Origin of the sequence: Streptomyces sp. NPDC093064, from assembly GCF_044754605.1 — a bacterium.
In the GTDB taxonomy this organism is placed as follows: domain Bacteria; phylum Actinomycetota; class Actinomycetes; order Streptomycetales; family Streptomycetaceae; genus Streptomyces.
Genome location: NZ_JBIVPK010000012.1, coordinates 102,447 through 128,144 on the forward strand (window position 1 = coordinate 102,447; position 25,698 = coordinate 128,144).

21 protein-coding genes and 2 pseudogenes are annotated in these 25,698 nt (G+C 71.6%); 12 read left to right on the forward strand and 11 right to left on the reverse strand.

Annotation, left to right across the window (positions count from 1 at the left end; genetic code table 11):
• Positions 1-32: 32 nt before the first annotated feature.
• The 3 genes and pseudogenes from ACIQFZ_RS17035 to ctaD all read right to left on the reverse strand — a co-directional run.
• Positions 33-1,232 (reverse strand): annotated as a pseudogene (locus ACIQFZ_RS17035) (glycoside hydrolase family 10 protein); the annotation flags it as partial.
• A 415-nt stretch (positions 1,233-1,647) separates the two neighbouring features.
• Positions 1,648-2,208: a hypothetical protein gene (locus ACIQFZ_RS17040; protein WP_383056836.1), complete on the reverse strand. Its 561-nt coding sequence runs from the start codon at positions 2,206-2,208 to the stop codon at positions 1,648-1,650.
• Positions 2,209-2,211: 3 nt separating this feature from the next.
• Entirely contained in the window at positions 2,212-3,900 is a 1,689-nt protein-coding gene (gene ctaD, locus ACIQFZ_RS17045) for a cytochrome c oxidase subunit I (RefSeq protein WP_402691555.1), read from the reverse strand.
• Between the two features lie 996 nt (positions 3,901-4,896).
• Between ctaD and ACIQFZ_RS17050 the strand changes: the two genes are divergently transcribed.
• From ACIQFZ_RS17050 to ACIQFZ_RS17065, 4 genes are read left to right on the forward strand one after another with little or no spacing between them, the layout of a single operon-like run.
• A complete protein-coding gene (locus ACIQFZ_RS17050; RefSeq protein ID WP_402691556.1) occupies positions 4,897-6,213 on the forward strand; it encodes an ABC transporter substrate-binding protein in 1,317 nt (438 codons plus the stop codon).
• Between the two features lie 14 nt (positions 6,214-6,227).
• Positions 6,228-7,223: a carbohydrate ABC transporter permease gene (locus ACIQFZ_RS17055; protein ID WP_376399591.1), complete on the forward strand. Its 996-nt coding sequence runs from the start codon at positions 6,228-6,230 to the stop codon at positions 7,221-7,223.
• Entirely contained in the window at positions 7,216-8,106 is an 891-nt protein-coding gene (locus tag ACIQFZ_RS17060; RefSeq protein WP_365433840.1) for a carbohydrate ABC transporter permease, read from the forward strand. Before ACIQFZ_RS17055 ends, ACIQFZ_RS17060 begins: the two co-directional genes overlap by 8 nt.
• 32 nt (positions 8,107-8,138) lie before the next feature.
• Positions 8,139-9,503, forward strand: a complete 1,365-nt coding sequence (locus tag ACIQFZ_RS17065; protein WP_402691557.1) for a GH1 family beta-glucosidase — start codon at positions 8,139-8,141, stop codon at positions 9,501-9,503.
• 153 nt (positions 9,504-9,656) lie between these two features.
• Here the strand turns inward: ACIQFZ_RS17065 and ACIQFZ_RS17070 are convergent, their stop codons facing one another.
• Positions 9,657-10,451 (reverse strand): CDP-alcohol phosphatidyltransferase family protein, encoded by a 795-nt coding sequence (locus ACIQFZ_RS17070; RefSeq protein WP_383056841.1) that lies wholly within the window; start codon positions 10,449-10,451, stop codon positions 9,657-9,659.
• A gap of 110 nt (positions 10,452-10,561) precedes the next feature.
• On the opposite strand from ACIQFZ_RS17070, the gene ACIQFZ_RS17075 reads away from it, so the two are divergent.
• The 5 genes from ACIQFZ_RS17075 to ACIQFZ_RS17095 all read left to right on the forward strand — a co-directional run bounded on the left by ACIQFZ_RS17075 (position 10,562) and on the right by ACIQFZ_RS17095 (position 15,729).
• Positions 10,562-11,545 (forward strand): zinc-binding alcohol dehydrogenase, encoded by a 984-nt coding sequence (locus ACIQFZ_RS17075; protein ID WP_402691558.1) that lies wholly within the window; start codon positions 10,562-10,564, stop codon positions 11,543-11,545.
• A 152-nt stretch (positions 11,546-11,697) separates the two neighbouring features.
• Entirely contained in the window at positions 11,698-12,096 is a 399-nt protein-coding gene (locus ACIQFZ_RS17080) for a 6-carboxytetrahydropterin synthase (RefSeq protein ID WP_361410197.1), read from the forward strand.
• Complete coding sequence (locus ACIQFZ_RS17085) at positions 12,093-13,277, forward strand: glycosyltransferase family 4 protein (protein ID WP_402691559.1); 1,185 nt, start codon at positions 12,093-12,095, stop codon at positions 13,275-13,277. Before ACIQFZ_RS17080 ends, ACIQFZ_RS17085 begins: the two co-directional genes overlap by 4 nt.
• Positions 13,278-13,438: 161 nt before the next feature.
• Positions 13,439-14,407: a methyltransferase domain-containing protein gene (locus ACIQFZ_RS17090; protein ID WP_402691608.1), complete on the forward strand. Its 969-nt coding sequence runs from the start codon at positions 13,439-13,441 to the stop codon at positions 14,405-14,407.
• On the forward strand, positions 14,404-15,729 hold the full coding sequence (locus tag ACIQFZ_RS17095; RefSeq protein WP_402691560.1) for a lysylphosphatidylglycerol synthase transmembrane domain-containing protein: 1,326 nt from the start codon (positions 14,404-14,406) through the stop codon (positions 15,727-15,729). The genes ACIQFZ_RS17090 and ACIQFZ_RS17095 overlap by 4 nt, the downstream gene beginning before the upstream one ends.
• On the opposite strand, the pseudogene ACIQFZ_RS17100 reads toward ACIQFZ_RS17095, so the two are convergent.
• A pseudogene (locus ACIQFZ_RS17100) lies at positions 15,612-16,361 on the reverse strand (creatininase family protein); the annotation flags it as partial. The gene ACIQFZ_RS17095 and the pseudogene ACIQFZ_RS17100 overlap by 118 nt on opposite strands.
• Before the next feature lie 38 nt (positions 16,362-16,399).
• Between ACIQFZ_RS17100 and ribA the strand changes: the two are divergent.
• Both ribA and ACIQFZ_RS17110 read left to right on the forward strand, forming a co-directional pair.
• Positions 16,400-17,059 (forward strand): GTP cyclohydrolase II, encoded by a 660-nt coding sequence (gene ribA / locus ACIQFZ_RS17105; RefSeq protein ID WP_383056847.1) that lies wholly within the window; start codon positions 16,400-16,402, stop codon positions 17,057-17,059.
• Positions 17,060-17,252: 193 nt separating this feature from the next.
• The gene (locus tag ACIQFZ_RS17110) at positions 17,253-17,714 is read left to right on the forward strand and encodes a PPOX class F420-dependent oxidoreductase (RefSeq protein WP_402691561.1); all 462 of its coding nucleotides are present in this window, start codon (positions 17,253-17,255) and stop codon (positions 17,712-17,714) included.
• On the opposite strand, the gene ACIQFZ_RS17115 is transcribed toward ACIQFZ_RS17110, so the two are convergent.
• Positions 17,681-18,610, reverse strand: a complete 930-nt coding sequence (locus ACIQFZ_RS17115; RefSeq protein WP_365775219.1) for an NAD(P)-dependent oxidoreductase — start codon at positions 18,608-18,610, stop codon at positions 17,681-17,683. The genes ACIQFZ_RS17110 and ACIQFZ_RS17115 overlap by 34 nt on opposite strands.
• 111 nt (positions 18,611-18,721) lie before the next feature.
• Here ACIQFZ_RS17115 and ACIQFZ_RS17120 point away from each other — a divergent pair, with 111 nt between their 5' ends.
• Positions 18,722-19,312 carry a TetR/AcrR family transcriptional regulator gene (locus ACIQFZ_RS17120; RefSeq protein ID WP_402691562.1) on the forward strand — a complete coding sequence of 197 codons (591 nt, stop codon included), beginning with the start codon at positions 18,722-18,724 and terminating at the stop codon, positions 19,310-19,312.
• An 829-nt stretch (positions 19,313-20,141) separates the two neighbouring features.
• Here ACIQFZ_RS17120 and gnd read toward each other — a convergent pair.
• The 5 genes from gnd to ACIQFZ_RS17145 all read right to left on the reverse strand — a co-directional run bounded on the left by gnd (position 20,142) and on the right by ACIQFZ_RS17145 (position 25,689).
• Positions 20,142-21,041 carry a phosphogluconate dehydrogenase (NAD(+)-dependent, decarboxylating) gene (gene gnd, locus ACIQFZ_RS17125; protein ID WP_383056889.1) on the reverse strand — a complete coding sequence of 300 codons (900 nt, stop codon included), beginning with the start codon at positions 21,039-21,041 and terminating at the stop codon, positions 20,142-20,144.
• A gap of 37 nt (positions 21,042-21,078) precedes the next feature.
• On the reverse strand, positions 21,079-22,005 hold the full coding sequence (gene opcA / locus ACIQFZ_RS17130) for a glucose-6-phosphate dehydrogenase assembly protein OpcA (RefSeq protein ID WP_365429720.1): 927 nt from the start codon (positions 22,003-22,005) through the stop codon (positions 21,079-21,081).
• Positions 22,002-23,822 (reverse strand): glucose-6-phosphate dehydrogenase, encoded by a 1,821-nt coding sequence (gene zwf, locus ACIQFZ_RS17135; RefSeq protein ID WP_402691563.1) that lies wholly within the window; start codon positions 23,820-23,822, stop codon positions 22,002-22,004. The genes opcA and zwf overlap by 4 nt, the downstream gene beginning before the upstream one ends.
• Before the next feature lie 113 nt (positions 23,823-23,935).
• The gene (locus ACIQFZ_RS17140; RefSeq protein WP_365429722.1) at positions 23,936-24,106 is read right to left on the reverse strand and encodes a hypothetical protein; all 171 of its coding nucleotides are present in this window, start codon (positions 24,104-24,106) and stop codon (positions 23,936-23,938) included.
• A gap of 170 nt (positions 24,107-24,276) precedes the next feature.
• Positions 24,277-25,689 (reverse strand): glycoside hydrolase family 16 protein, encoded by a 1,413-nt coding sequence (locus ACIQFZ_RS17145; RefSeq protein WP_402691564.1) that lies wholly within the window; start codon positions 25,687-25,689, stop codon positions 24,277-24,279.
• Positions 25,690-25,698 lie beyond the last annotated feature (9 nt).

Genomic DNA, 25,698 nt, shown 5'->3' on the forward strand with positions numbered 1-25,698 from the left:
GGTGCGAGCCCGCGGGCGAGCCTCGGCAGGACGGGTGGCAGCGCGGGCCGCTGCCAGTGGTCCGCGGTCAGCCTGCTGATCGCGCCGATCGGGTCGGCGGTCACATCCGTGGCGCTGAACAGGATCTCGCCGCTGATCTCCGGCAGCCCCCTGTCCATCGTCAGATGCCGGGAGAGCTCGGCCGGGTCCTGCCAGGCGGCCGGCTGGGCGGGGTCGCCGACCTTGTACACGGCCTCGCCGATCCACAGTTGTACGTCGGTGCCGCGGACCGCCTGTGCCCACCACGGAGCGAGGACGGCGTAGTCGGCCACCGGGAGACCGATGTTCCAGTACAACTGCGGGGCGATGTAGTCCAGCCAGCCCTTGCGCACCCAGCCCAGGGTGTCGGCGTTGATCGCGTCGTAGGACTGGGTGCCGTTGGTGGCCGAGCCCCGTGGGTCGCTCGAGACGTTGCGCCAGATGCCGAAGGGGCTGATGCCGAACGCCGCCTCGGGCCGGACCTCGCGTACCCGGTCGCGCATCTCCTGAACCAGCAGGTCCACGTTGTGCCGACGCCAGGCGGCCCGGTCGGTGAAGCCCGCGCCGTACGTGGCGAAGGCTTCGTCGTCGGGAAAGTCCTGGCCGCCCACCGGGTAGGGGTAGAAGTAGTCGTCGAAGTGGACGCCGTCGATCTCGTAGCGCTCCACCGCGTCCATGATGGCGTTCTCGACGAAGGCGCGGGCGGCCGGGATACCGGGGTTGTAGTACAGCCGGCCGCCGTAGGAGACGATCCATTCCGGGTGCAGCCGCGCCGGGTGGCTGGGCACGAGCTTGGTGACGTCGGACTGCTGCGAGACGCGGTACGGATTGAACCACGCGTGCAGGGCCAGCCCGCGGTCGTGCGCGGCCTTGACCATGAAGTCCAGCGGGTCGTAGCCGGGATCCTGGCCCTGAGTGCCGGTCAGGTACTGCGACCACGGCTCGTAGCGTGACGGCCAGAAGGCGTCCGCCGCTGGGCGGACCTGCGCGAATATCGCGTTGAGGCCGATCGATCTGGCGTGGTCGAGCAGCGCGATGAACTCCGCCTGCTGTGCGGCGGGGCTCAGTCCGGTCCGTGAGGGCCAGTCGATGTTGGCGACGGTGGCGATCCACTCGCCACGCAGCTCGCGGTCGCGGTACGCGGTCGGGGTGCCGTCGGCGGCGGCCGCCGCAGCAGCGGGGACGGGCAACCCCGTGGCGGCCAGGCCGGCCATCAGTCCTGCGGCCCGCAGCAGCACGCGGCGCGTGGGGCGACGTGCGGCCGAGCCGTGGTTCGCGGTGTCGGTCACGCGGACTCCTTGAAGAGAGACGGGAGCGGCTTGATCGGATCACCGTTCCCAGCGCGCCGCGCCTGGTCAACGAGTCGGGTGAAAATAGTTACCAAATCGCTAGCGCTCGATGTAAGAAACTTACATCGACGCGGAGTTGGGTTCCGCATCCTGTCTCGCTGCCCGGTTCGGCTGTCGGCGGGCGGGCACCTCCTCGGCTGCCGGGCAGCCGGTTTCTCCCCGGCTTGGCGAACCGCTGCACCGCGAACAGGTGCGGTGCAGCGCCCAGGGTGCTCCCTCCGTACACGGGCCTTCAGAACGAACCGACCTGACGGGCTCTGACCAATGCCCGCTCGCCTCGCTAGTGGCGTCGCCGTTCCCGGACGCCGGCCGTGGCGGGGCGCGTCGCGTGGGCGTACCCGGCTGCCGCGGTGAGGAACACGCCCATGACGGCGACGGGGGCCGCGGCCGTCAGCCAACGGGGGCCGCCGGCCGGGCCGGAGAAGGCGTGCAGGGCTGCCACGGCCACCGCCGTGGCCAAGCCGCAGGCGAGGACGGTGGCGACGACGTTGCGGGAGTGGGACGGGCCGGTCGGGGGTGGGACGTGGCCCAGATGAGTCCAGTGGTGGGCCATCTCGCGGGCCTCGCGTCTGCGTCGGGCGGCGGCGTGCAGGCGCAGGGCGCCGGCGACGGTGGCGCCGGCGACGGCCGCGGCGACCGGCGTCCACCATGCCTCGGCGACGAGCAGCAGCACGGCGAGAGCGCCCGTGCCGGCCCAGCCGGTCACGCAGGCCGCGGCGGCGATGCGCCGGGACTCGGGCCGGTCCGCGCCGGCCCGCAGGTCGGCGAGGGCCGGCACGTACCAGACGGAGCCCGCGGTGGTGAGCGCCGCGGCTCCCATGGCGGCGACGGCGTGGGGCACGGCCTACCTCGCCGCCTCTTCCACCTCGGCCCGTCCGGCGGCCCCTGCGGCCCCGACCGCCCCGGCGACACCGGCGGCCACGCCCACCCCGGTGACACCCGTGATCCCGGAGATCTCCGGGTGGTGCAGGTCGAACGCCGGGGACTCGGTCCGAATGCGGGGCAGGGAGGTGAAGTTGTGCCGCGGCGGCGGGCAGGAGGTGGCCCACTCCAGGGAGCGGCCGTAGCCCCACGGGTCGTCGACGCCGACCGGCTTGCCGTACTTGGCGGTCTTCCAGACGTTGTAGAAGAACGGCAGGATCGACAGGCCGAGCAGGAACGACCCGACCGTGGACAGGGTGTTGAGCGTGGTGAAGCCGTCGGCAGCGAGGTAGTCGGCGTACCGGCGCGGCATGCCTTCCACGCCCAGCCAGTGCTGCACCAGGAACGTGAGGTGGAAGCCCACCGTGAGCGTCCAGAACGTGATCTTGCCGAGTCGTTCGTCGAGCATCTTGCCCGTGAACTTCGGCCACCAGAAGTGGAATCCGGCGAACATCGCGTACACCACCGTGCCGAAGATCGTGTAGTGGAAGTGCGCCACCACGAAGTACGAGTCGGACAGATGGAAGTCCAGCGGCGGGGAGGCCAGGATCACTCCGGTCAGACCGCCGAAGAGGAACGTGATCAGGAAGCCCACCGTCCACAGCATCGGTGTCTCGAAGCTCAGGGACCCCTTCCACATGGTGCCGAGCCAGTTGAAGAACTTCACCCCGGTCGGGACCGCGATCAGGAACGTCATGAAGGAGAAGAACGGCAGCAGCACGCCACCGGTGACGTACATGTGGTGCGCCCACACGGTCAGCGACAGGCCCGCGATGGAGATGGTGGCGCCGATCAGGCCCATGTAGCCGAACATCGGCTTGCGGGCGAAGACCGGGATGACCTCACTGACGATGCCGAAGAACGGCAACGCCAGGATGTACACCTCGGGATGGCCGAAGAACCAGAACAGGTGCTGCCACAGCAGTGCCCCGCCGTTGGCCGAGTCGAAGATGTGGCTGCCGAACTTGCGGTCCATCTCCAGGGCGAACAGCGCCGCCGCGAGCACGGGGAAGACGAGCAGCACGAGGAGCGCGGTCAGCAGCACGTTCCAGGTGAAGATCGGCATGCGGAACATCGTCATGCCGGGCGCGCGCATGCAGATGATCGTGGTGATGAAGTTGACCGAGCCGAGGATGCTGCCGAAGCCGGACAGCGCCACACCCATGATCCACATGTCGGACCCGATGCCCGGCGAGTGGACCGCGTCCGACAGCGGCGCGTACAGGAACCAGCCGAAGTCGGCCGCGCCCTGCGGGGTGAGGAAACCGCCCGCGGCGATGAGGGAGCCGAGCAGGAACAGCCAGTAGGCGAGCATGTTCAGCCGCGGGAAGGCGACGTCGGGCGCCCCGATCTGCAGCGGCATGATCCAGTTCGCGAAGCCGGTGAAGAGCGGCATCGCGAACATCAGCAGCATGATCGAGCCGTGCATCGTGAACGCTTGGTTGAACTGCTCGTTCGACATGATCTGCAGTCCGGGCCGGGCGAGTTCGGCCCGCATCGCCAGCGCCATCACGCCACCGAGGACGAAGAACGCGAAGGCGGTGACGAGATACAGCGTCCCGATCTTCTTGTGGTCGGTGGTGGTCAGCCACTCGACCCACGAGGGCCGCACGGCGCCGTGTCCTGGGACCGGGGCCGCCTGCCCTCCTGTCACTGGGCCACGGGCCGCGTCCTTGTCCGCCACCGCGGTACCGGTGGCCGGCGTGGCCTTGCCCCCGTCTTGCGGGGCTTCCGGCCGCGCTGCCGCCGCCTGTTGTATGCGCACCTCGTCCACCGGACGGTGCCCTCCGCATCTGCTTGGTTCATCGACACAACGACGAGCCCGGAGGTGCTCCGGTTGAGGAACGGACCCGGCCCTCCCGGCCGCCGCCTCATGATCGCCGGAGGGGTACGGGGTGCCGATAGGGCCGAACAGTCCCTGCACGGGAATGCGGGTAGGGCCCAAAAGCCCTGCTTGGTCCCAGCGGGCGTCTCGGGGCCCCACCGCCGACGCCTCCCCGTGCATCGGTAGGGGCCGACTCGTCCCCGCACACTGGGAAGGGGCCGGCTCGTCACCGCACCGCCAGGCCATGGGAGTGCGGCGGGACAGAGGGATGGAGCGATCTCTCCTGTTCAGGAAATGAACGGTGGGGGGTTCGAGAGCGCTCTCTTGACCGTGAATGCTTCATGCGAGTGAAGGAAGCGTCAAGAGGTGCGACGGAGTTCGGCCAGACAGGAAGTGACATCGTGTCAAGTCCTGCTGTCGCCGACAGGGATGCGTCGTCCCTCGCCGAGCGCGTCCGCGTCGGGCGCCGAGACCCAACCGTTGTACTGCGTCTTCCCCGCCCTCCTGTCGCAGGTCAGGCGGCGCGTGCCGGCCGCATCGGGTCGGCGGCGCCGCCTCCGCCGTCGCCGACCGCCGATTCGCCCTTGCCGGATCCCTTGACGAGTCCTCTCCCGGAGGTTTAACTCACGTCCTAAATTAAGCCCTGAGGCGCCTTCGGAAGTCGAACCGAGCGAACCGGACCCGATCGCACGAGAACGAGCACGGGACACGGGAGCGAGAGCGGTGTCGGCCTCCGGAGGACTCCTCGCGGTTCTCGACTCCCGGAAAGGGACACCAGGAGCCATGCGCAGCATTCGAGCCGCGGCCGTAGGCGCCGTCACCATGTCTCTCGCCCTTGCCGTCTCGGCCTGCGGAGGCGGTTCGTCGACGGGCGGCGGGTCCAACGACTCGCCGAAGACGCTCACGTACTGGGCCTCCAACCAGGGCGCCAGCATCGAGATCGACAAGAAGGTCCTCCAGCCCGAACTCGACAAGTTCCAGAAGCAGACGGGCATCAAGGTGAAGCTGGAGGTCGTGCCCTGGTCGGACCTGCTGAACCGGATCCTCGCCGCGACCACCTCGGGCCAGGGCCCCGACGTCCTCAACATCGGCAACACCTGGAGTGCCTCCCTCCAGGCGACCGGGGGGCTGCTGCCCTGGGACGCCAAGAACTTCGACAAGATCGGCGGCAAGGACCGCTTCGTCGACTCCGCGCTCGGCTCGACCGGCGCCCAGGGCCAGGACCCGGCCGCCGTGCCGCTGTACTCGATGGCGTACGCGCTCTACTACAACAAGCAGATCTTCGCCGACGCGGGAATCTCCAAGCCCCCGGCCACCTGGGACGAACTGGTCGCCGACGGCAAGAAGATCCAGGCCAAGGGGAAGCAGGTCCTCGGCGCCGAGGGCGCCAACGTCTCGGAGAACATCCACCACGTGTTCGTCTTCGCCAAGCAGCACGGCGCCGACTTCTTCACCGCCGACGGCAAGCCCGACTTCACGAGCGACGGCACGGTCGCCGCGGTCAAGCAGTACGTCGACCTGATGGCCAAGGACAAGGCCATCCCGCAGGGCAACGCCGAGTACGCGCAGAACCAGTCGGTCAGCGACTTCGCCAAGGGCAAGACGGCGATGCTGCTGTGGCAGTCCGCCTCCTCCAACCTCAAGTCCCAGGGCATGAGCGCGGATGCCTACGGCATCGCCCCGGTCCCCGTGCAGTCCGGCACCCCCGGCACCGGCACCCAGGTCAACTCGATGGTCGCCGGCATCAACCTGGCCGTCTTCAAGAACAGCCACAACCTCGACGGCGCCACGCAGTTCGTGAAGTTCATGACCAGCGACGAGGAGCAGAAGATCCTCAACACGGCCTACACCTCCATCCCGCCGGTCAAGGCCGCCCAGGCGGACGCCGCCTTCAACACCCCGGACAACGCCGTACTGAAGGAAACCCTCGCCACGAGCGCCGCCGCGCTGCCGCAGGTCGCCGACGAGTCCCAGTTCGAGACGACCGTCGGCACGGCCGTCAAGGAGCTGTTCGCCGATGCCGCCGCCGGACGCACGATCACCACGGAGTCGGTGAAGGCCAAGCTGCTCAAGGCCCAGCAGCAGATGCCGGCGAAGTGAGCGCGGACACCCACATGACGACCACCGCTCCCGCGCACACCGGCGGGACGACGGCACCCGTGAAGTCACCCGGGGCGGCGCGCGGACCGCGCCGCCCCGGGTGGCTCGGGCGTGTCTCGCTGCCGTACCTGCTGCTCCTGCCCGCCCTGCTGCTCGAACTCCTGGTCCACCTGGTGCCGATGGTGATCGGCATCGTGATGAGCTTCAAGGAGCTCACCCAGTTCTACATCCGCGACTGGGGCACGGCCCCCTGGTCCGGCCTCGACAACTACCGCATGTCGGTGGACTTCAACGCCCCCGTCGGCGAGGCGCTGCTGCACTCCTTCCTCGTCACCGTCGCCTTCACCCTGCTGTCGGTCGGCCTGTGCTGGCTCATCGGCACGGCGGCCGCGATCTGCATGCAGGACACCTTCCGCGGACGCGGCCTGCTGCGCGCCCTGTTCCTGGTGCCCTACGCGCTGCCGGTCTACGCGGCCGTCATCACCTGGGTGTTCATGTTCCAGCACGACAACGGCCTGGTGAACCACGTGCTGCACGACCAGCTGCACCTCACCGACAAGCCGTCGTTCTGGCTCATCGGCGACAACAGCTTCATCGCGCTGCTGACGGTGTCGGTGTGGAAGGGCTGGCCGTTCGCCTTCCTCATCGTCATGGCCGGACTCCAGAACATCCCGCGCGAGCTGTACGAGGCCGCCGCGCTGGACGGCGCCGGCATCTGGCAGCAGATCCGCCGCATCACCCTGCCGTCCCTGCGGCCCGTCAACCAGGTGCTGATCCTGGTGCTGTTCCTGTGGACGTTCAACGACTTCAACACGCCGTACGTGCTGTTCGGCAAGGCCGCCCCCGAGGCCGCGGACCTCATCTCGGTCCACATCTACCAGGCCTCGTTCGTCACCTGGAACTTCGGCACCGGCTCCGCCATGTCCGTCCTGCTGCTGCTCTTCCTGCTGGTCGTCACCGGCGGCTACCTCGCGCTCACCTCACGCGGACGGAGGTCCGCCGATGTCTGACACCACCCTCGAGGCCGCGACGGCCGCAACCCACCGGTCTCCGATGGCGCCGCCGCGCACCTTCCTGTGGACCCGGCGGATCTTCCTCACCCTGCTGACCGGGTTCGTCCTGGTGCCCGTCTACGTGATGGTCTCCAGCTCGCTGAAGCCGCTCGCGGACGTCACCGGCAAGTTCCGCTGGCTGCCGAGCGGTCTGACCTTCCGCCCCTACATCGACATCTGGTCGACGGTCCCGCTCGCCCGGTACTTCGTCAACTCGCTCATCGTGGCGGGCGCGGCGACGGTCTGCTCGGTGGTGATCGCGGTGTTCTCCGCGTACGCCGTCAGCCGTTACAACTTCCACGGCAAGCGCGTCTTCACGGTCACCGTCCTGTCGACGCAGATGTTCCCGGGCATCCTCTTCCTCCTCCCGCTGTTCCTGCTCTACGTCAACATCGGCAACGCCACCGGCATCGCCCTGTTCGGCTCGCGCGGCGGCCTCATCCTGACGTACCTCACCTTCTCGCTGCCGTTCTCGATCTGGATGCTGATCGGGTACTTCGACTCGGTCCCGCGCGATCTGGACGAGGCGGCTCTGGTGGACGGCTGCGGGCCGCTCGGCGCGCTGTTCCGGGTCGTCGTGCCGGCCGCGATCCCCGGCATCGTCGCCGTCGCCGTGTACGCCTTCATGACCGCCTGGGGCGAGGTGCTCTTCGCGTCCGTCATGACCAACGACACCACCCGCACACTCGCGGTGGGCCTCCAGGGCTACTCCACGCAGTACGACGTGTACTGGAACCAGATCATGGCCGCCTCGCTCGTCGTCAGCGTGCCCGTGGTCGCCGGCTTCCTGCTGCTTCAGCGCTACCTCGTCGCGGGGCTCACCGCGGGAGCGGTGAAGTGACCGCCAACACCCCAAGTCTCGAAAGGACTTCCGTGTTCGACGCCATCGACCTCGCCGCACTCCCGCACGACTTCCGGTGGGGCACGGCCACATCGGCGTACCAGATCGAGGGAGCCGTCGCCGAGGACGGCCGCTCGCCGTCCATCTGGGACACCTTCTCCCACACCCCCGGCAAGATCGACAACGACGATCACGGCGACACCGCCTGCGACCACTACCACCGCTGGCGCGAGGACGTCGCGCTGATGAGCCGACTGGGCCTGAACGCCTACCGGTCGTCGATCGCCTGGCCGCGCGTGATGCCGGACGGCGACGGCCTCGTGAACCCCAAGGGCCTCGACTTCTACGACGAGTTGATCGACGGACTGCTGGCGGCGGGCATCACCCCCTCCGTCACCCTCTACCACTGGGACCTGCCGCAGGCCCTCCAGGACCGCGGCGGCTGGCCAGAGCGCGAAACCGCAGAGCACTTCGCCACCTACGCCTCGGTCGTCGCCGAACGCCTCGGCGACCGGGTGTCCCACTGGACCACCCTCAACGAACCCTCGTGCTCCGCCTGGATCGGACACCTCGAGGGCAAGATGGCCCCCGGCCTGACCGATCTGACGGCTGCGGTCCGCGCCTCCTACCACCTGCTCCTCGGCCACGGCCTCGCCGCCCACGCGATCCGCGCCGCGACGTCCGGCGCCGAGGTCGGCATCGTCAACAACCTCTCCACCGTCTTCCCGGCAAGCGACAGTCCCGAGGACGAGGCCGCCGCCCGCCGCCACGACGGCCACGTCAACCGCTGGTGGCTGGACCCCGTCCACGGCCGCGGCTTCCCCGCCGACATGCGCGAGGTCTACGGCGTCGACCTCCCCGAACGCCCCGGCGACCTCGACATCATCGCCGCCCCGCTGGACTGGCTCGGCCTCAACTACTACTTCCCGGCGACGGTGGCCGACGACCCCGCGAGCCCGGTGCCCCACGCCCGCTCCGTACGCCGCCCGGACGTGCCCCGCACCGGCATGGACTGGGAGATCGACGCGTCCGGCATCGAGACGCTGCTGCTGCGCCTCACCCACGAGTACGGCGCCCGGAAGCTCTACGTCACCGAGAACGGCTCCGCCTTCCCCGACACCGTGGGCCCCGACGGCACGGTCGACGACCCCGAGCGCCAGGACTATCTCGTGGGGCACCTGGCCGCCTGCGCCTCCGCCGCCCGCAAGGGCGCCCCGCTGGCCGGCTACTTCGCCTGGTCGCTGCTGGACAACTTCGAGTGGGCGTACGGCTACGCCAAGCGCTTCGGCCTCGTCCACGTCGACTACGCCACCCAGGCCCGCACCATCAAGGGCAGCGGCCACCGGTACGCCGACATCGTGCGCGCGCACGGGGAGCTGGGGCGCGCGGCCGCCTGAGCCCGGCCCCGCGGGCGGACGGGCGCGGCCCCTCGGCAGGGGCGCGGCGGCCCGGCACCGGCGCTCCACAGTCCGCACGCGCCGCGCCCCTCGCACGCGGTACGGGCCCGGATCACATCCCCCGTGATCCGGGCCCGTCGGCGTGGTGCGGCGTCACGCGGCCCGCGCCGGCTCCAGTACCTCCTCGACCGGGGCGGCCCGCAGCACGCCGCCGGTCCCGGTGGCGGCGCCCCGCACCCGCGACGTCCACCACAGCCACAGCACGTCCCGTCCGAACGACCACACCAGCAGTCCCAGCGCCAGCAGCACCACACCGGCGGTGGCCGGCAGGGGCAGCAGGTCCGCGCCGGCGAGCAGCAGGCAGACGCCCTGGAGCGCGGCGACCGTCTTGCGGGCGGTGCTCGGCGGCAGGGGCGCGTTCAGCCAGGGCAGCACGCGGGCGGCGGCGACGAAGACGTACCGCATACCGCCGATCAGCAGCACCCACGGGCCGAGCATCGCCGAGACGTACACGCTGAGCACCAGGATCAAGAACGCGTCCACCTCCATGTCGAAGCGGGCGCCGAGCGCCGTGGAGGTGCCCGTGCGGCGGGCCACTTTGCCGTCGACGCCGTCCAGGATCAGGGCCACCGTCGTCAGCGCGACCAGCAGCGACACCGGCGGCGCGCTCTCGAAGGAGTCCGCGACCAGCGCCGTCACCCCACCGACGAGAACGGCCCGGCCCAGGGTCACCCGGTTGGCCGGGCCGAAGGAACGCAGCCGCGACCGGTGCAGCGCCCGGGAGAGCACGGCCCAGGTGGCGACCGCGAAGACCAGACCGGTCACCCAGCCCGCGGGACCCATGCCGATCGCCGGGCCGAGCAGGGCCAGCAACAGGATCTGCGCGCCCGCTCCCACCGCGGTCTCCTGCTGGACCAGCCGTGCGTCGTACGTGTTGTTCAGGGCCACCGAACACCCTCCGGCCGAGTGACAGAGTCGATCAACGCCGCGTACGTTGTGCGCGGCCTGTGCACTTCTCGGTACGTGAACAACTTCCCGATCGTTCAGGAGGATTCTCGATGAACCGCTCCGCGCGCGCCTTCTGGCTGACCTCGCCGGGGCACGGCGAGATACGCCGGACGGACCTTCCGGAACCCGGGCCGGGCGAGGTGGTCGTCCGCGCGCTGTACTCCGGGGTCAGCCGCGGAACGGAGTCGCTCGTGTTCCGCGGTCAGGTGCCCGAGAGCCAGTACGAGGCCATGCGGGCGCCGTTCCAGGAGGGCGACTTCCCGGGCCCGGTGAAGTACGGCTACCTCAGTGTGGGGGTGGTGGAGGAGGGCCCGCAGGAGCTGACCGGGCGCACGGTCTTCTGCCTCCATCCGCACCAGAGCCGCTACGTCGTCCCGGCGAGCGCGGTGACCCGTGTGCCGGAGAACGTGCCGGCCGGGCGGGCGGTGCTCGCGGGCACCGTCGAGACCGCCGTGAACGCGCTGTGGGACGCCGCGCCCCTGGTCGGCGACCGTATCGCCGTCGTCGGCGGCGGCATGGTGGGCTGCTCGGTGGCCGCCCTCCTGGCCCGGTTCCCCGGAGTGCGCGTCCAGCTGGTGGACGCGGACCCGGCCCGCGCCGAGGTCGCCGAGGCGCTCGGCGTGGGCTTCGCGCTGCCCGGGGACGCGCTCGGCGACTGCGACCTCGTCGTGCACGCCAGCGCCACCGAGCAGGGCCTTGCCCGCGCGCTGGAACTGCTCACCCCCGAGGGCACGGTCCTCGAACTGAGCTGGTACGGCGACCGGCGCGTGGCCCTGCCGCTCGGCGAGGCCTTCCACTCCCGCCGGCTGGTCATCCGCGGCAGCCAGGTCGGCACCGTCTCCCCGGCCCGCCGCTCCAGCCGCACGTACGCCGACCGGCTGGCCCTCGCGCTCGACCTGCTCGCCGACCCGGCCCTGGACGCCCTCGTCACCGGGGAGAGCGCGTTCGAGGAACTGCCGGAGGTGATGCCGAGGCTCGCCTCCGGGGAGATCCCGGCGCTGTGCCACCGGGTCAGGTACGGCGACCGATCATGACGGATCGTCCGATCCGGGACGACAAGAGCGCCTGACCTTGAGAAAAGAGTGAGAGGGCGCTGAACAACGGGAAGCGAAGAGCCGTACTACACGGCATCCCCCGGCAGGCACCGGCCGGGGGACCAGACGCGCCGCACCTGGAGGGTCGTCCGTTGTTCAGCATCACCGTCCGCGATCACATCATGATCGCCCACAGCTTCCGCGGCGAGGTCTTCGGGCCCGCGCAGCGTCTGCACGGCGCCACGTTCCTCGTGGATGCCACCTTCCGGCGCGAGCAGCTGGACGACGACAACATCGTCGTCGACATCGGACTGGCCACGCAGGAACTGGGCGCCGTGGTCGGCGAGCTGAACTACCGCAACCTCGACCACGAGCCCGACTTCGCCGGCGTCAACACCTCCACGGAGTTCCTGGCCAAGGTCATCGCCGACCGGCTCGCCGAACGGATCCACAAGGGCGCCCTGGGCGAGGGAGCCAAGGGCCTGGCCGGCCTCACCGTCACCCTCCACGAGTCGCACGTCGCCTGGGCGAGCTACGAGCGTGCGCTGTGACCGACACGACCGTCCACCGCCCCTCGCCCCTGGCCTACCTGCCCGCGCAGCGCGCCGGCTCGGAGAACGTCGGGATCATCCCCATGTCCCTGCGCACCGTGCACTTCGTCCTGCCGGGCGGCGTCGACGACCCGGCCACCCCGAGCGGCGGCAACGCCTACGACCGCCGCGTGAGCCTGGACCTGCCCGGCTTCGGCTGGCAGGTCAGGGCGCATCCCGTGGACGGTTCCTGGCCCCGCCCCGACGCCCGGGCCCGTGACGAACTCGCCCGCGTCCTGCGGGAGTTGCCGGACGGTGCCGTCGTCCTCCTCGACGGGCTGGTCGCCTGCGGCGTGCCCGAGACCATCGTGCCCGAGGCCGAGCGGCTGCGCCTGGCCGTCCTCGTCCACCTGCCGCTCGGCGACGAGACGGGACTCGACCCGGCCGTGGCGGCGGAACTGGACGCCAGGGAACGCCAGGTGCTGCGCGCGGTGTCCGCCGTCGTCGCCACCAGCGACTGGGCGGTGCGCCGCCTCGTCTCCCACCACGGCCTCGCCCCCGACCGGGTCCACGCCGCCACCCCCGGCGCCGACATCGCGCCGCTCGCGCCCGGCACCGACGGGGTCTCCCGGCTGCTGTGCGTCGCCTCCGTCACCCCGCGCAAGGGGCAGCACCGGCTGGTGGAGGCGCTGGCCGCGGTCACCGACCTGCCCTGGAGCTGCACGTGCGTCGGCGCGCTCACCCAGGACCCCGCCTACGTCGACCGGTTGCGCGACCTGATCGCGGAGTACGGCCTGCAGGACCGTTTCCACCTGGTCGGACCGCGGACCGGAGCCGAGCTCGACGCCAGCTACGCCGCCGCTGACCTGATGGTCCTCGCCTCCTACGCGGAGACGTACGGCATGGCGGTCACCGAGGCCCTCGCCCGGGGCGTCCCGGTGCTCGCGACCGACGTCGGAGGGGTGGGAGAGGCGGTCGGCCGCGCTCCCGACGGCGGGGTGCCCGGCATCCTCGTACCGCCGGAGGACCCCGCGGCCCTCGCCGCCGAGCTGCGTGGCTGGTTCGGCGAGACCGACGTCCGGCGCCGGCTGAAGTCTGCCGCCCGCGGCCGGCGCGCCGCCCTCGACGGCTGGGCCAACACCGCGCGCAGCCTGGCCGGCGTGCTCGGCCGGCTGCCGAAGGAACCCAGGAGGGCGGCATGACCACGCCGGATACGTCCACGGAGGCCGCCCGGCCCACCGACGCCGTCCCGTCCCGGCCGGGCCCGCGGGAGCGGTTCGGCCCCGCCCACGGCGCCGCTTCGGGCGCGGCGGGGCGGTCGGCCCCCGAGACGGCGCGGCTCGCAGGAAAGGACCCCTCGGCCATGGCGGAATCCGGCGCGTTCTCCCCGCAGGCGGCTCAGTACTCCGAGACCCCGGCGGTGATTCCGGGGGCCGGGCCCGCGCAGCGGCCCGGGGAGCGGGCCACCGTAAGGCTTCGGGAGGACGTGGCGCAGGAGGAGCCGCCTCGGTACGCCCCCGAGTGGTTGCAGCTCCGGGAGGCGGCGGACGCCGCCGCGCGGGCGACGGAACTGCTCGATCCGCTGCGGATCCGGCTGGTCAACCTGCCGAGCCGGCACGGCGGGCTCGTCGTGCACGACCTGGGGTGCGGCACCGGCTCGATGGGCCGCTGGCTCGCCTCCCGGCTGGACGGCGCCCAGCACTGGGTCCTGCACGACCGCGACCCCTACCTGCTGCACTTCGCGGCGGTGGCCTCCCCGCGCGCGGCCGCCGACGGCAGCCGGGTCACCGTCGAGACGCGGCGCGGCGACGTGGCCCGGCTCACCCCGGACGCTCTGTCCGGCGCGTCCCTGGTCACGGCCTCCGCGCTGCTGGACGTCCTGACCCGCGAGGAGATCGACACCCTCGCCGCGGCCTGCGCCGGGGCGGGCTGCCCGGCGCTGCTGACCCTCTCGGTGGCCGGCCGGGTCGAACTGACCCCGGCCGATCCGCTGGACGCCGAGATCACCGAGGCGTTCAACGCCCACCAGAGGCGCAGCGGGCTGCTCGGTCCCGACGCGGTCGACGCGGCCTGCGAGGCCTTCGCCGCGCACGGCGCCACCGTACGGCTGCACCCGAGTGCCTGGCGGCTCGGCCCCGACCAGCGCGAACTGACCGCCCAGTGGCTACGCGGCTGGGTCGGCGCGGCCGTGGAACAGCGTCCCGAGCTGAAGCCGCGCGCCGACCGCTACCTCGCCGACCGCCTGGAGGCCTGCGCGGCGGGGGAGTTGAGGGCCGTCGTGCACCACAACGACCTGCTGGCGCTGTCCCGGCCGACGGATCGTGCCGCATGAGCGCGCAGACGGTGGACGCACCTCTCGTACGCGACCGGGAGGCGGGGGAGCACGACGCGTCCGGCGCCCCCGACGCGCTCGGCGCACCTGACGGGACCGACGCTCCCAACGTGTCCGACGCGCCCAATGTGTCCCGTCCCCGCGGCACATCAGGCGGCGCCCTCCGCGGTCGTACCCTCCTCGCGGCGCTCTCCCGCCTCAACACCCGTGCCCTGCGTACCCACTTCGGCACTGTCGCCGGAGTCGCCATCCTCGCCGTCCTGTTGTGGCGGCTGGGCACCGGCGTCTTCCTGGACGGGCTGCGGCGGATCGACACGCCGACCCTCCTCCTGGCGCTGGGCATCGGGCTGGTCACCACCGTGTTCAGTGCCTGGCGCTGGCAGTTGGTGGCCCGTGGCCTGCGCATCCGGCTGCCGCTCGGCCAGGCGGTGGCCGACTACTACCGTGCGCTGTTCCTGAACGCTGCGCTGCCCGGCGGCGTCCTGGGTGACGTGCACCGGGCGGTGCGGCACGGGCAGAGTGCCGGCGATCTGGGGCGCGGCGTGCGGGCCGTGGTCCTCGAACGGGTCGCCGGGCAGATCGCGCTCGCCGTCACCGGCGCGGCGGTCCTGCTCGCCCTGCCGTCCCCCGTGCGCGACCAGACGCGGCACCTCGCGGCCCTGCTCGCCTTCGCCGCCGCCGGCGCGTTCGCCATCGTCCTCGCCCTGCGTATGAACCGCGCGCCCTCGCGTCGGGGGCGGGCCCTGCGCCGCACCCTCGCCGAGGCCCGCGAGGGGCTGCTGTCCCGCCGCAACGGGCCGGGCGTCGCGCTGTCCTCGGCCGTCGTCCTGGCCGGACACATCGGGATGTTCGTGGTCGCCGCGCACGTCGCCGGCCCCGCCGCCCCGGTGCTCGTCCTGCTGCCCCTGGCCGTCCTCGCGCTCGTCGCGATGGGACTGCCGCTGAACGTGGGCGGGTTCGGGCCCCGCGAGGGCGTCGCCGCCTGGGCGTTCGGTGCCGCCGGACTCGGCGCGAGCACCGGAGTGGCCGTGGCCGTGGTGTACGGGGTGCTGAGCTTCGTGGCCGGCCTGCCGGGCGCGCTCGTCCTCGTCGCCCGCTGGTACACCGGGATGCGCGCCGGGTCCCGTCCCGCCGAACCGGCCCCGGAACTCGGCCGCGCCTTCGACGGGGACTATCCGCGCCCGCTCCCCGGCAACTCCAAGCCCTCGGACGTGAGCAGCGAGAAATACGGACCGAAGGAATCCGCCAGGCTGTTCAGCAGTTCCTCGCCCTTTTCCGCGGAACCCAGGGAAGGGCGGCCGATGACGCCCGATTCGGTATAGGCGGACATTCCGGCGGTGAGCAGATGCCGCCGGTCGTCCGCGACGAAATCGGCGGACTCGTAACCGGCCCGGACCATTTCCGGATGGGCGTGCAGAAGAATGGAGGTCTCGATTTCCCCCGCGTGCATGTCGGTGAGCGGCGAGGTGCGCACCCCGGCCGCATCGAGGGCCGTCTGCCAGTCCTCCGCGGCGGGGAACAGCGCGAGGCGCTCACCGCGCGCGGAGGCCTCCTGAACGACGTTGCCCAGCACGTAGTTGCCACCGTGACCGTTGACGACCACCAGGGCCTCGACGCCGGAGCGGCGCAGTGAGTCCGCGATGTCCCGCACCACCGCATGAAGGGTCACGGAAGAGATGCTGACGGTTCCCGGCCAGGCGGCGTGCTCGTGCGAGCAGGAGATCGTCACCGGTGGAAGGAGGTGCACCGGGTACGCGTCGGCCATCCGGCGGGCGATGGCACAGGCGACCAGCGTGTCGGTCGCCAACGGGAGGAACGGGCCGTGCTGTTCGAAACTGCCCACCGGCAGGACCGCCACCTGTCGTGAGAGGTCCGCCCCCCGCGTCCGTACGTCTTGCGTGGTGTCCGCCGGCAACAGACCATGTGCCGTCGGCCGCGTTCCCGAACCACTCATTGTTTTCCGGCCTTTCGTCTCTGCTTAGGAATCAGATCATGACAGAAGACCTCGGCGTACTCGGCAAGAAGTCGACCCGGCGCACGGGCGTGGAGCGCGTCGTGAATGCCCCGCTGCCCAGCGTGTACGGGAAATTCCAGGCGGTCGGCTACCTGGACCACGACCGCGGTGACGAACAAGTCGCGCTGGTGCACGGGGACATCGGCACCGACCGGGTCCTGGTCCGGCTGCACTCGGAGTGCCTGACCGGGGACGCCTTCGGCTCCCAGCACTGCGAGTGCGGCGACCAGCTCGCCGCCGCGCTGCGCGCGGTCGTCGCCGAAGGCAGCGGCATCGTCGTCTACTTGCGAGGTCACGAGGGCCGGGGCATCGGGCTGCTCGCCAAGCTGCGGGCGATGGCCCTTCAGGCGGAGGGCCTGGACACGGTCGAGGCCAACCTGGCGCTCGGCCTGCCGGTCGACGCCCGCGACTACGGCGTCGCCGCCGGGATGCTGCACGACCTGGGCGTGCGCTCGGTACGTCTGCTGTCCAACAACCCGCGCAAGCGGGAGGCGTTGGTGCGGCACGGCATCCAAGTCGCCGAGCAGGTCCCGCTGCTGATCCCGCCGTGCGAGAACAACATCACCTACCTGCGGACCAAGCGGGAGCGGCTCGACCACCACCTGCCCCATCTGGACGCGGTGGCGCACCTTTCCTGAGGCGGGCGGACCAGGGCCGCACCGGCGGCCGGACCCGGACCAGGCTGCTCCCGACCGGGCAGTCGGCGACGAAGCGGGAAACCCGGCGGGCGACCGCCGGGATCCCCGCTCCCACCCTCTACGGCAGCAGTCTCTCGGCCGGGGGAGCGACCACTGGGGAATGCGCGGCTCGGCCCCCCTGGTTGACCGGGATATGACTCAGGACACGCCGTACGACGCTGTGCAGGAAGCCCTGCTCGCGCTGCTCTCCGAAAGCCGCGGCGGGGTGCTGGTCACCCTCAAGCGGGACGGTCGGCCCCAGCTGTCGAACGTCGCTCACGCCTACGACCCTGACGAGCGGGTCGTCCGCGTCTCGATCACCGACGACCGCGCCAAGACCCGCAATCTGCGCCGGGACCCGCGGGCGTCCTACCACGTCACCAGCCCGGACCGGTGGGCCTACACGGTCGCCGAGGGCACCGCGGACCTGTCACCGGTCGCCGCGGACCGGTACGACGAGACCGTCGAGGAACTGGTCCGCCTCTACCGGGACGTCCTCGGCGAGCACCCCGACTGGGACGATTACCGCGCCGCCATGGTCCGCGAGCGCCGCCTGGTGCTCCGCCTGCGGGTGGAACGGGCCTACGGCATCCCCAAGGGCGCCGCCGGCGGGTGAGGCGCGCCCTGCTCAGCGGCGGCGCCCGTGCGGGTCCGGCTCTCGATCGCCCGCAGGACCGCCACCATGTCCTGTCCGCCGTGGCCGAGCGACACCGTCTCCTCGAACAGGGCGTGGCACACGTCGAGCAGCGGGGAGGCGGTGCCGGACACGCGTGCCGCCTCGGCGATCAGCCGGTTGTTCTTCAGCACGTCGAGGACGGCCGCCTGGACGTCGAAGTCCCCGGACAGCAGCTTGGGCGCCTTCATCCGGGAGACCGGGCTGGCCATCGGGCCCGCGTCCAGGACCTCGAGGAACAGCCGCGGGTCGAGTCCCTGCCGCTCGGCGAAGTGGAACGCCTCGGTGAGCCCGGTCACCAGCGTGATCAGGAAGAGGTTCACCGACAGCTTCGTCAGCAGCGCGCCCGGCGCGGGGCCGCACACGAACGTCTGCCGGCACAGGGGGGCGAGCAGCGGGCGTACGGTCCGCACCGCTCGCTCCTCACCGGCCAGCATCGCCACCAGGTGGCCGTTCTCCGCCGGGACGCGGGAACCGGAGACGGGCGCCTCGACGTAACTCCCGCCCGCCGCGCGTACGTCGGCCTCCAGGGCGCGTGAGTAGGCGGGCGAGGTGGTGCCCATGTGGACGACCACCCGCCCCGCGACACGCGCGGCGAAGTCCGGCCCGCCCCGGCCAAGGGCCGCGTCGGTGGCGGCGTCGTCCGCCAGCATCGACAGCACCACGTCCGACCGGGCGAACACCCCGCCGGGGTCAGCCGCCACCTCGGCGCCGGCCGCGCGCAGGGGAGCGGTACGGGAGGCCGTGCGGTTCCACACGGTGAGGGGAGTGCCGGAGCGGGCCAGCCGGAGCGCCATGGGCTGCCCCATGACTCCGAGACCGATGAAGCCGACGTTCACGAGGACCGCCCTGAGGTCGAGACCTTGCTATGACAGCGGTCATAGTAGCCGCGCTCATGACGGCGGTCATAGGGTGGGGCGCGAGATGCGTACGGAGCCGGGAGGCCGACGATGACGGGTACCGAGCGGGGACCGCGCGAGCGGATGGTCTTCAGCGCGGCCCAGCTCATCCGGCGCGACGGCGTGGGCGCGACCGGGATGCGGGAGGTGGCCGCCCACGCGGACGCGCCCCGTGGATCCCTCCAGCACTACTTCCCGGGCGGCAAGGAGCAGCTGGTCAACGAGGCGGTGGCCTGGGCCGGCCGGTACGCGGGCCGGCGCGTCGCCCGCTTCATGGCGGGCCTGGTCGAGCCGACACCGGGCGGGCTCTTCGCCGCCATGGTCCGGCAGTGGACCGACGAGTACGAGACGGCCGGATCCCTCTCGGGCTGCCCGGTTGCCGCGGCGACGGTGGACTGCGCCTCGACCCACGCGTCCACCCGGGAGGCGGCGGCCGCCGCGTTCACGGCCTGGCGGGCGCCGGTCGCGGAGGCCCTGGCAGGCATGGGCGTACCGGCCGAGCGGGCCGAGCCGCTGGCCACGCTGATGATCAGCTCCCTGGAAGGAGCGATCATCATGGCCCGCGCCGAAGGAGGCGTACGTCCCCTGGAAACCGTGGCCCGCGAACTGAGCCCCCTCCTGGACACAGCCACACCTCACTGACCACCTCCCGACGCCCCAACGCGCGCCCCGACCGGCACACACGGGGGTACGGCCCCCAATCGCACTCGTACACCTGGCGGCGCGGGGCTCCCCGGGCGTGCCCGTGCGCCTGTCGGCGCGGCACCCGGGCGTGCTCGTGAGCCTGTCAGCAGGGCACCCCGAGCGTGCGGGGATGCCCGTTGGGCGGGCGCCTCGGACGTGCGTGCGCCCCGAGTTCGCCAGTGAGCTTGTCGTCGCGGCCCCCGGGCGTGCTCGTGCGCCTGCCGATGCGGCCTCCGTGCGTGCTTGTGTGCCCGTTGGGCGGGGCACCCCGTGCGTGCTCGCGCGCCTGGAGGCGCGGCCCCCGAGCGTGCTTGTGCGCCCGTTGGGCGGGCGTCTCGCGCGTGCCTGTGCGCTTGGCGGCGCGGCGTGCCGAAAGCACCCGTGTGCCTGCTGGCGCGGCGTCCCGAGCGGGCCCTGCGCTCTGCGGCGCAGTGCGCCTGGTGCTCCGCGTGCCGAGTGGTGCGTCCGGGGCGGAGTGCGCCCGGTGGTGGGCCAAGCGTCTCGTGCCCCTGTCGGCACCGCCCCCGTGTGTGCCTTTGGGGCGGGCGCCTCCGCCCCGAGCTTGCCAGTGCGCCTGTCGGCATGGCGCCCCGGGCGTGCCGGTGTGCCCCTTGGGCGGACGTCTCGGGCGTGCTCGTGCCCCTGGCGGCGCGGTGCCCCGAATGCGTCCGTGCGCGTGGCGGCGCCGCGCCCCGAGCAGGCCCTGCGCCCCGCGGAGCAGCGCGCCCGGTGCTCCGCGTGCTGGGTGGTGCGTCCGGAGCGGAGCGCACCGGCGGTGGGCCGAGCGTCAGTCCTTCTTCGTCCGTTCCTCCGGTGCCGCCTCCACCGCGTGACCGCCGAACTGGTTGCGCAGCGCCGAGACCATCTTCATCTGCGGGGAGTCCTCCTGCCGGGAGGCGAACCGCGCGAACAGGGCGGAGGTGATGGCCGGCATCGGCACGGCGTTGTCGATGCCGGCCTCCACCGTCCAGCGGCCCTCGCCGGAGTCCTCCGCGTAGCCGCGCAGCTTCTCCAGGTGCTCGTCGTCGTCCAGGGCGTCGACGGCGAGGTCCAGCAGCCAGGAGCGGATGACGGTGCCCTGTGTCCAGGAGCGGAACACCTCGCGCACGTCGGTGACCGAGTCGACCTTCTCCAGCAGCTCCCAGCCCTCGGCGTAGGCCTGCATCATCGCGTACTCGATGCCGTTGTGGACCATCTTCGCGAAGTGGCCCGCGCCCACCTTGCCCGCGTGGACGAAGCCGTACGGACCCTGTGGCTTGAGCGCGTCGAAGATCGGCTCCAGCCACCGGACGTGCTCCTTGTCGCCGCCCACCATCAGCGCGTAGCCGTTCTTCAGGCCCCACACGCCCCCGGAGACGCCCGCGTCGACGAAGCCGATGTCCCGCGCGCGCAGCTGCTTGGCGTGCTTCTCGTCGTCCGTCCACCGGGAGTTGCCGCCGTCGACGACGATGTCGCCGGGCTTGAGCAGGGTCGCCAACTGGTCGATGACACCCTGGGTGGCGGCACCGGCAGGCACCATCACCCAGACCGTGCGCGGTGCCTCGAGCCGGTCCACGAGATCGACCAGGTTGTCCACGTCGGAGAGGTCCGGATCGCGGTCGTAGCCCACCACGGTGATGCCGGCGTTGCGGAGGCGTTCCCGCATGTTGCCGCCCATCTTGCCGAGGCCGACGAGACCCAACTGCATCGATGCCATGTCAGTTCACTTCCTGGATGTCGGACATTCAGACGGTCTCCTTGGCGCCCTCGCCGCGCAGGGCGACGGCGTACATCTCGTCGGCGTCGAGGCGGCGCAGCTCCTCGGCGATGAGTTCGGAGAGCGGGCGGACCTTCAGCGCGAGGGTGCGCGGCGGCTGGCCCGGCAGGGTCAGCGTGGCCAGCGGGCCCTCGGGCCGGTCGATGACGACCTCGCCGTTGTCGGTGCCCAGCCGTACGGCCGTGACGACCGGGCCGCCCGAGACCACGCGGTCCGTGCGCACGTCCAGCCGGGCCTCCAGCCAGCGGGCCAGCAGCTCCGCGCTCGGGTTGTCCGCCTCGGCCTCCACGGCCGCCGAGGTCACCCGCATCCGGGCCTGGTCCAGGGCCGCGGCCAGCATCGAGCGCCACAGGGTGAGCCGGGTCCAGGCGAGGTCGGTGTCGCCGGGGGCGTAGTTGCGCGCGCGCGTCTGGAGGATCTCCAGCGGTCGCTCGAAGGCGTACAGGTCGGTGATCCTGCGCTGCGCCAGCTTGCCCAGCGGGTCCTTCGAGGGGTTCTCGGGCGCGTCCACCGGCCACCAGACGACGACCGGCGCGTCCGGCAGCAGCAGCGGCAGCACCACCGAGTCGGCGTGGTCGGACACCTCGCCGTAGGTGCGCAGCACGACCGTCTCGCCCGTGCCGGCCTCGGAGCCGACCCGCACCTCCGCGTCCAGCCGGGAGTGCGTGCGGTCCCGCAGCGTACGGGTGTGCCGCTTGATGACGAGCAGGGTGCGCGAGGGGTGCTCGTGAGAGGCCTCCTCGGCGGCCCTCAGCGAGTCGTAGGCGTTCTCCTCGTCCGTGACGATGACCATCGTCAGGACCATGCCCACGGCGGGTGTGCCGATGGCGCGGCGGCCCCGCACCAGCGCCTTGTTGATGTCTCCCGCTGTGGTGTCGGTGAGGTCGATCTTCATGGCCTGCGCCAGCTCCGTCCGTCTCGTGCGAGCATCTCGTCGGCTTCCGGCGGACCCCACGTGCCCGACGGGTACTGCGCCGGCCTGCCGTGGTCGTCCCAGTACGCCTCCACCGGGTCGAGGATCCTCCAGGACTCTTCCACTTCCTGGGTGCGGGGGAACAGGTTCGCGTCGCCGAGCAGCACGTCCAGGATGAGGCGTTCGTAGGCCTCCGGGCTGGACTCCGTGAAGGACTCGCCGTAGGCGAAGTCCATCGTCACGTCCCGGATCTCCATGGAGGTGCCGGGCACCTTCGAGCCGAAGCGGACCGTCATGCCCTCGTCCGGCTGGACGCGGATCACGATCGCGTTCTCGCCCAGTTCCTCGGTGGCGGTGGTGTCGAAGGGGGAGTGCGGGGCCCGCTGGAAGACGACCGCGATCTCGGTGACCCGGCGGCCCAGGCGCTTGCCGGTGCGCAGGTAGAACGGGACACCGGCCCAGCGGCGGTTGTCGATCTCCAGGCGCAGCGCCGCGTAGGTGTCGGTCTTCGACCGCGCGTTGATGCCCTCCTCCTGGAGGTAGCCGGCGACCTGCCTGCCGCCCTGCCAGCCCGTCGCGTACTGGGCGCGCACGGTGTGGGTGCCCAGGTCCTCGGGCAGCCGCACCGACTTCAGCACCTTCAGTTTCTCGGTGAGCAGCGCCTCGGCGTCGAAGGCGATGGGTTCCTCCATCGTGGTGAGCGCCATCAGTTGCAGCAGGTGGTTCTGGAGTACGTCGCGGGCGGCGCCGATGCCGTCGTAGTAGCCGGCCCGGCCGCCGATGCCGATGTCCTCGGCCATGGTGATCTGCACATGATCGACGTAGGAGCGGTTCCAGACCGGCTCGTACATCTGGTTGGCGAAACGCAGCGCCAGGATGTTCTGGACGGTCTCCTTGCCCAGGTAGTGGTCGATGCGGAAGACCTGCTCCGGGTCGAACACCTCGTGCACGATCCGGTTCAGCTCCCGGGCGCTGGCCAGGTCGTGACCGAACGGCTTTTCGATGACCGCTCGCCTCCAGGAGCCCTGCGGCCCCTCCGCCAGGCCGTGCTTCTTCAGCTGCTGCACGACCTTGGGGAAGAACCTCGGCGGTACGGAGAGGTAGAAGGCGAAGTTGCCGCCCGTACCGCGCGAGGAGTCCAGGTTCTCCACCGCCGCGCGCAGGTGCTTGAACGCCGTGTCGTCGTCGAAGTCGCCGGGGACGAACCGCATGCCCTCGGAGAGCTGCTGCCAGACCTCCTCGCGGAACGGCGTACGAGCGTGCTCCTGCACCGCGTCGTGCACCACCCGCGCGAAGTCCTGGTCCTCCCAGTCCCGCCGGGCGAAGCCGACCAGGGAGAAGCCCGGCGGCAGCAGCCCGCGGTTGGCCAGGTCGTACACGGCGGGCATCAGCTTCTTACGTGACAGGTCCCCGGTGACGCCGAAGATCACGAGTCCGGACGGCCCCGCGATGCGCGGCAGCCGCCGGTCCCGGGGATCACGCAGCGGATTCACCCAATCGGCGGCCGGCGCCACCGGCACCCGGACATCGGCACCCGCGTCCGGTGCCTGGTCTTCCTTGCTGCGGGAGGCTGTGGCCCCGGTGGGGGCCTTGCGGTCGGGCGGTGCGGACCGCGACTCCGGCGCCTGGGCGTGGGTGGTCGCCGACGCCTGGCTGTCCGTGGGGCCGGGACCGGGGCTCGGGGCCGTGGGCTTCGTGGCCGCGGTCGGCGTCCGGCCGCGGGCGGCCGCGGCGGACGGGGGCCCGGTATCGGTCGCCCGGGAGGCCTGCGTCGCCACCTCGGTGGGCTTCTTGCTCATTCCGCGTCAACTCCCTTGCTGTCGAGGGACCTGGCCACCGCGCCCGGCAGGTCGCCTTGCGGCGTGGCCTTCGGTGTGGTGATCACCGTGCCGGGCGCGACCGGCTCGTCCGTCTACAGGGTGTCCTCGTAATACAGGGTGTCCTCGTATGGCGGATCCTTCACCTCGATCGGCGGACCCGCCAGGGTGGAGGCGCCCGCGCCGGACAGGTACCCCGGGGTTGCCGCGGTCACGACTGCCGCGGTCATGGCTGCTTCGATCACGGTGAGCGTCTTCCATGCCACGTTCGGATCATGCACACGACACACGACACACGACACACGACACACGGCACGCGATACGCGACGCACGTCGCCGACGGCAAGGCACGGCAGCGGCCACGGCACGGGTCACGACACGGCACCGGGGCCCCACGCGCGTGCGTGGAGCCCCGGCGCCCGGAGACGCGTGCCGGTCAGTGACCGAAGTCGAACCAGTTGACGTTCACGAAGTCCGCCGGCTGGCCGCTGCTGAAGGTGAGGTACACGTCGTGGGTGCCGGTCACCGGGCTGATGTTCGCCGGGACCGTCCTCCAGGACTGCCAGCCTCCCGTGTTGGCCAGCGCGAAGCTGCCGATGGGGGCGTTGGCGCGGCTGTCCAGGCGCACCTCGACCAGTCCACTGACCCCGCTCGCGGCGCCGCTGGCGACCCGCGCGTAGAACTGCCGGGCCGCGGTGGAGCCGAAGTTCACGCCCTTGTAGAGGGCCCAGTCGCCGTTTGCGACGGAGCCGATGTTCTGGCCGCCGCCGGTGTCGGTGGTCGACTCGGTGACGACGCCGCTCTGGCTGTCGTAGGACTCGGCCTGGATGGGGCTGTAGGCGTCCCGGTTGCCGGACGGGGGAGGTGTCGTACCGCTCCCACCGCCGGAGGACTGGAGCACCTGCACGTAGTCCACGGTCATCGGGTGGCCGGGCTCGGTGCCGCCGTCGGGGCCGCCGCCGAACGCGCCGGGGAAGCCGCCGCCCATCGCCACGTTCAGGATGACGAAGTACCCGTGGTTGGTGGCGTTGGCCCAGGTCGTCGCGTCCACCTGGTTGGCTCGCACGGTGTGGAAGTTGACGTCGTCGAGGTAGAAGCGGATCTCCTCGGGGCCGGTCGACCTGTCCCACTCCATCGCGTAGGTGTGGAAGCCGGCCTGGCAGGTGCTGCCCGTGCACGACGCCGAACCGCCGATGCCCGTCGTCTCCTTGCACGGCCCGTCCGGGTTGGTGCCGCAGTGCATGGTCGCCCAGTTGGTGTTGAGGCCCTGGACGTTCTCCATGATGTCCAGCTCGCCGACCCCGGGCCAGTTCCAGTAGTTGCCGCGGAAGGGCGCGCCCAGCGTCCAGAAGGCGGGCCAGTACCCCTTGGCCGCGGCGCCGGTGACGTTGGGCATCTGGATACGGGCCTGCACGCGCAGCTTGCCGCCGGACGGGGGCTGGAAGTCGGTGCGCTTGGTCTCGATACGTCCCGAGGTCCAGTTGCCGGAGGCGTCCCGGCGCGGGGTGATGAGCAGGTTGCCGCTGCCGTCCAGGGAGACGTTGCTGGTGCTGGAGGTCATCGTCTCGACCTCGCCGGTACCCCAGTTGGCGGCGCCGCCCAGGTACGAAGTGCCGATGTCGTACTGCCAGTTGGCAGTGTTGACACCGCTACCGGCCGGGCCGTCGAAGTCGTCGAGGAAGACCTGTGTCCAGCCCGACGGGGGTGTGGGGGCGGAGGCGTTCGCGGGCAGGGTCCCGGCGGTGGCGGCGGCCGCCGCCAGGCCGAGTGTGCCGAGGGCGGCGACGAGCGCGCGCCGCACGGAACGTCTGCGGCGCGTATCGGCGGGTGCGACGGGGGGTTCACTCATGGGGGGTGC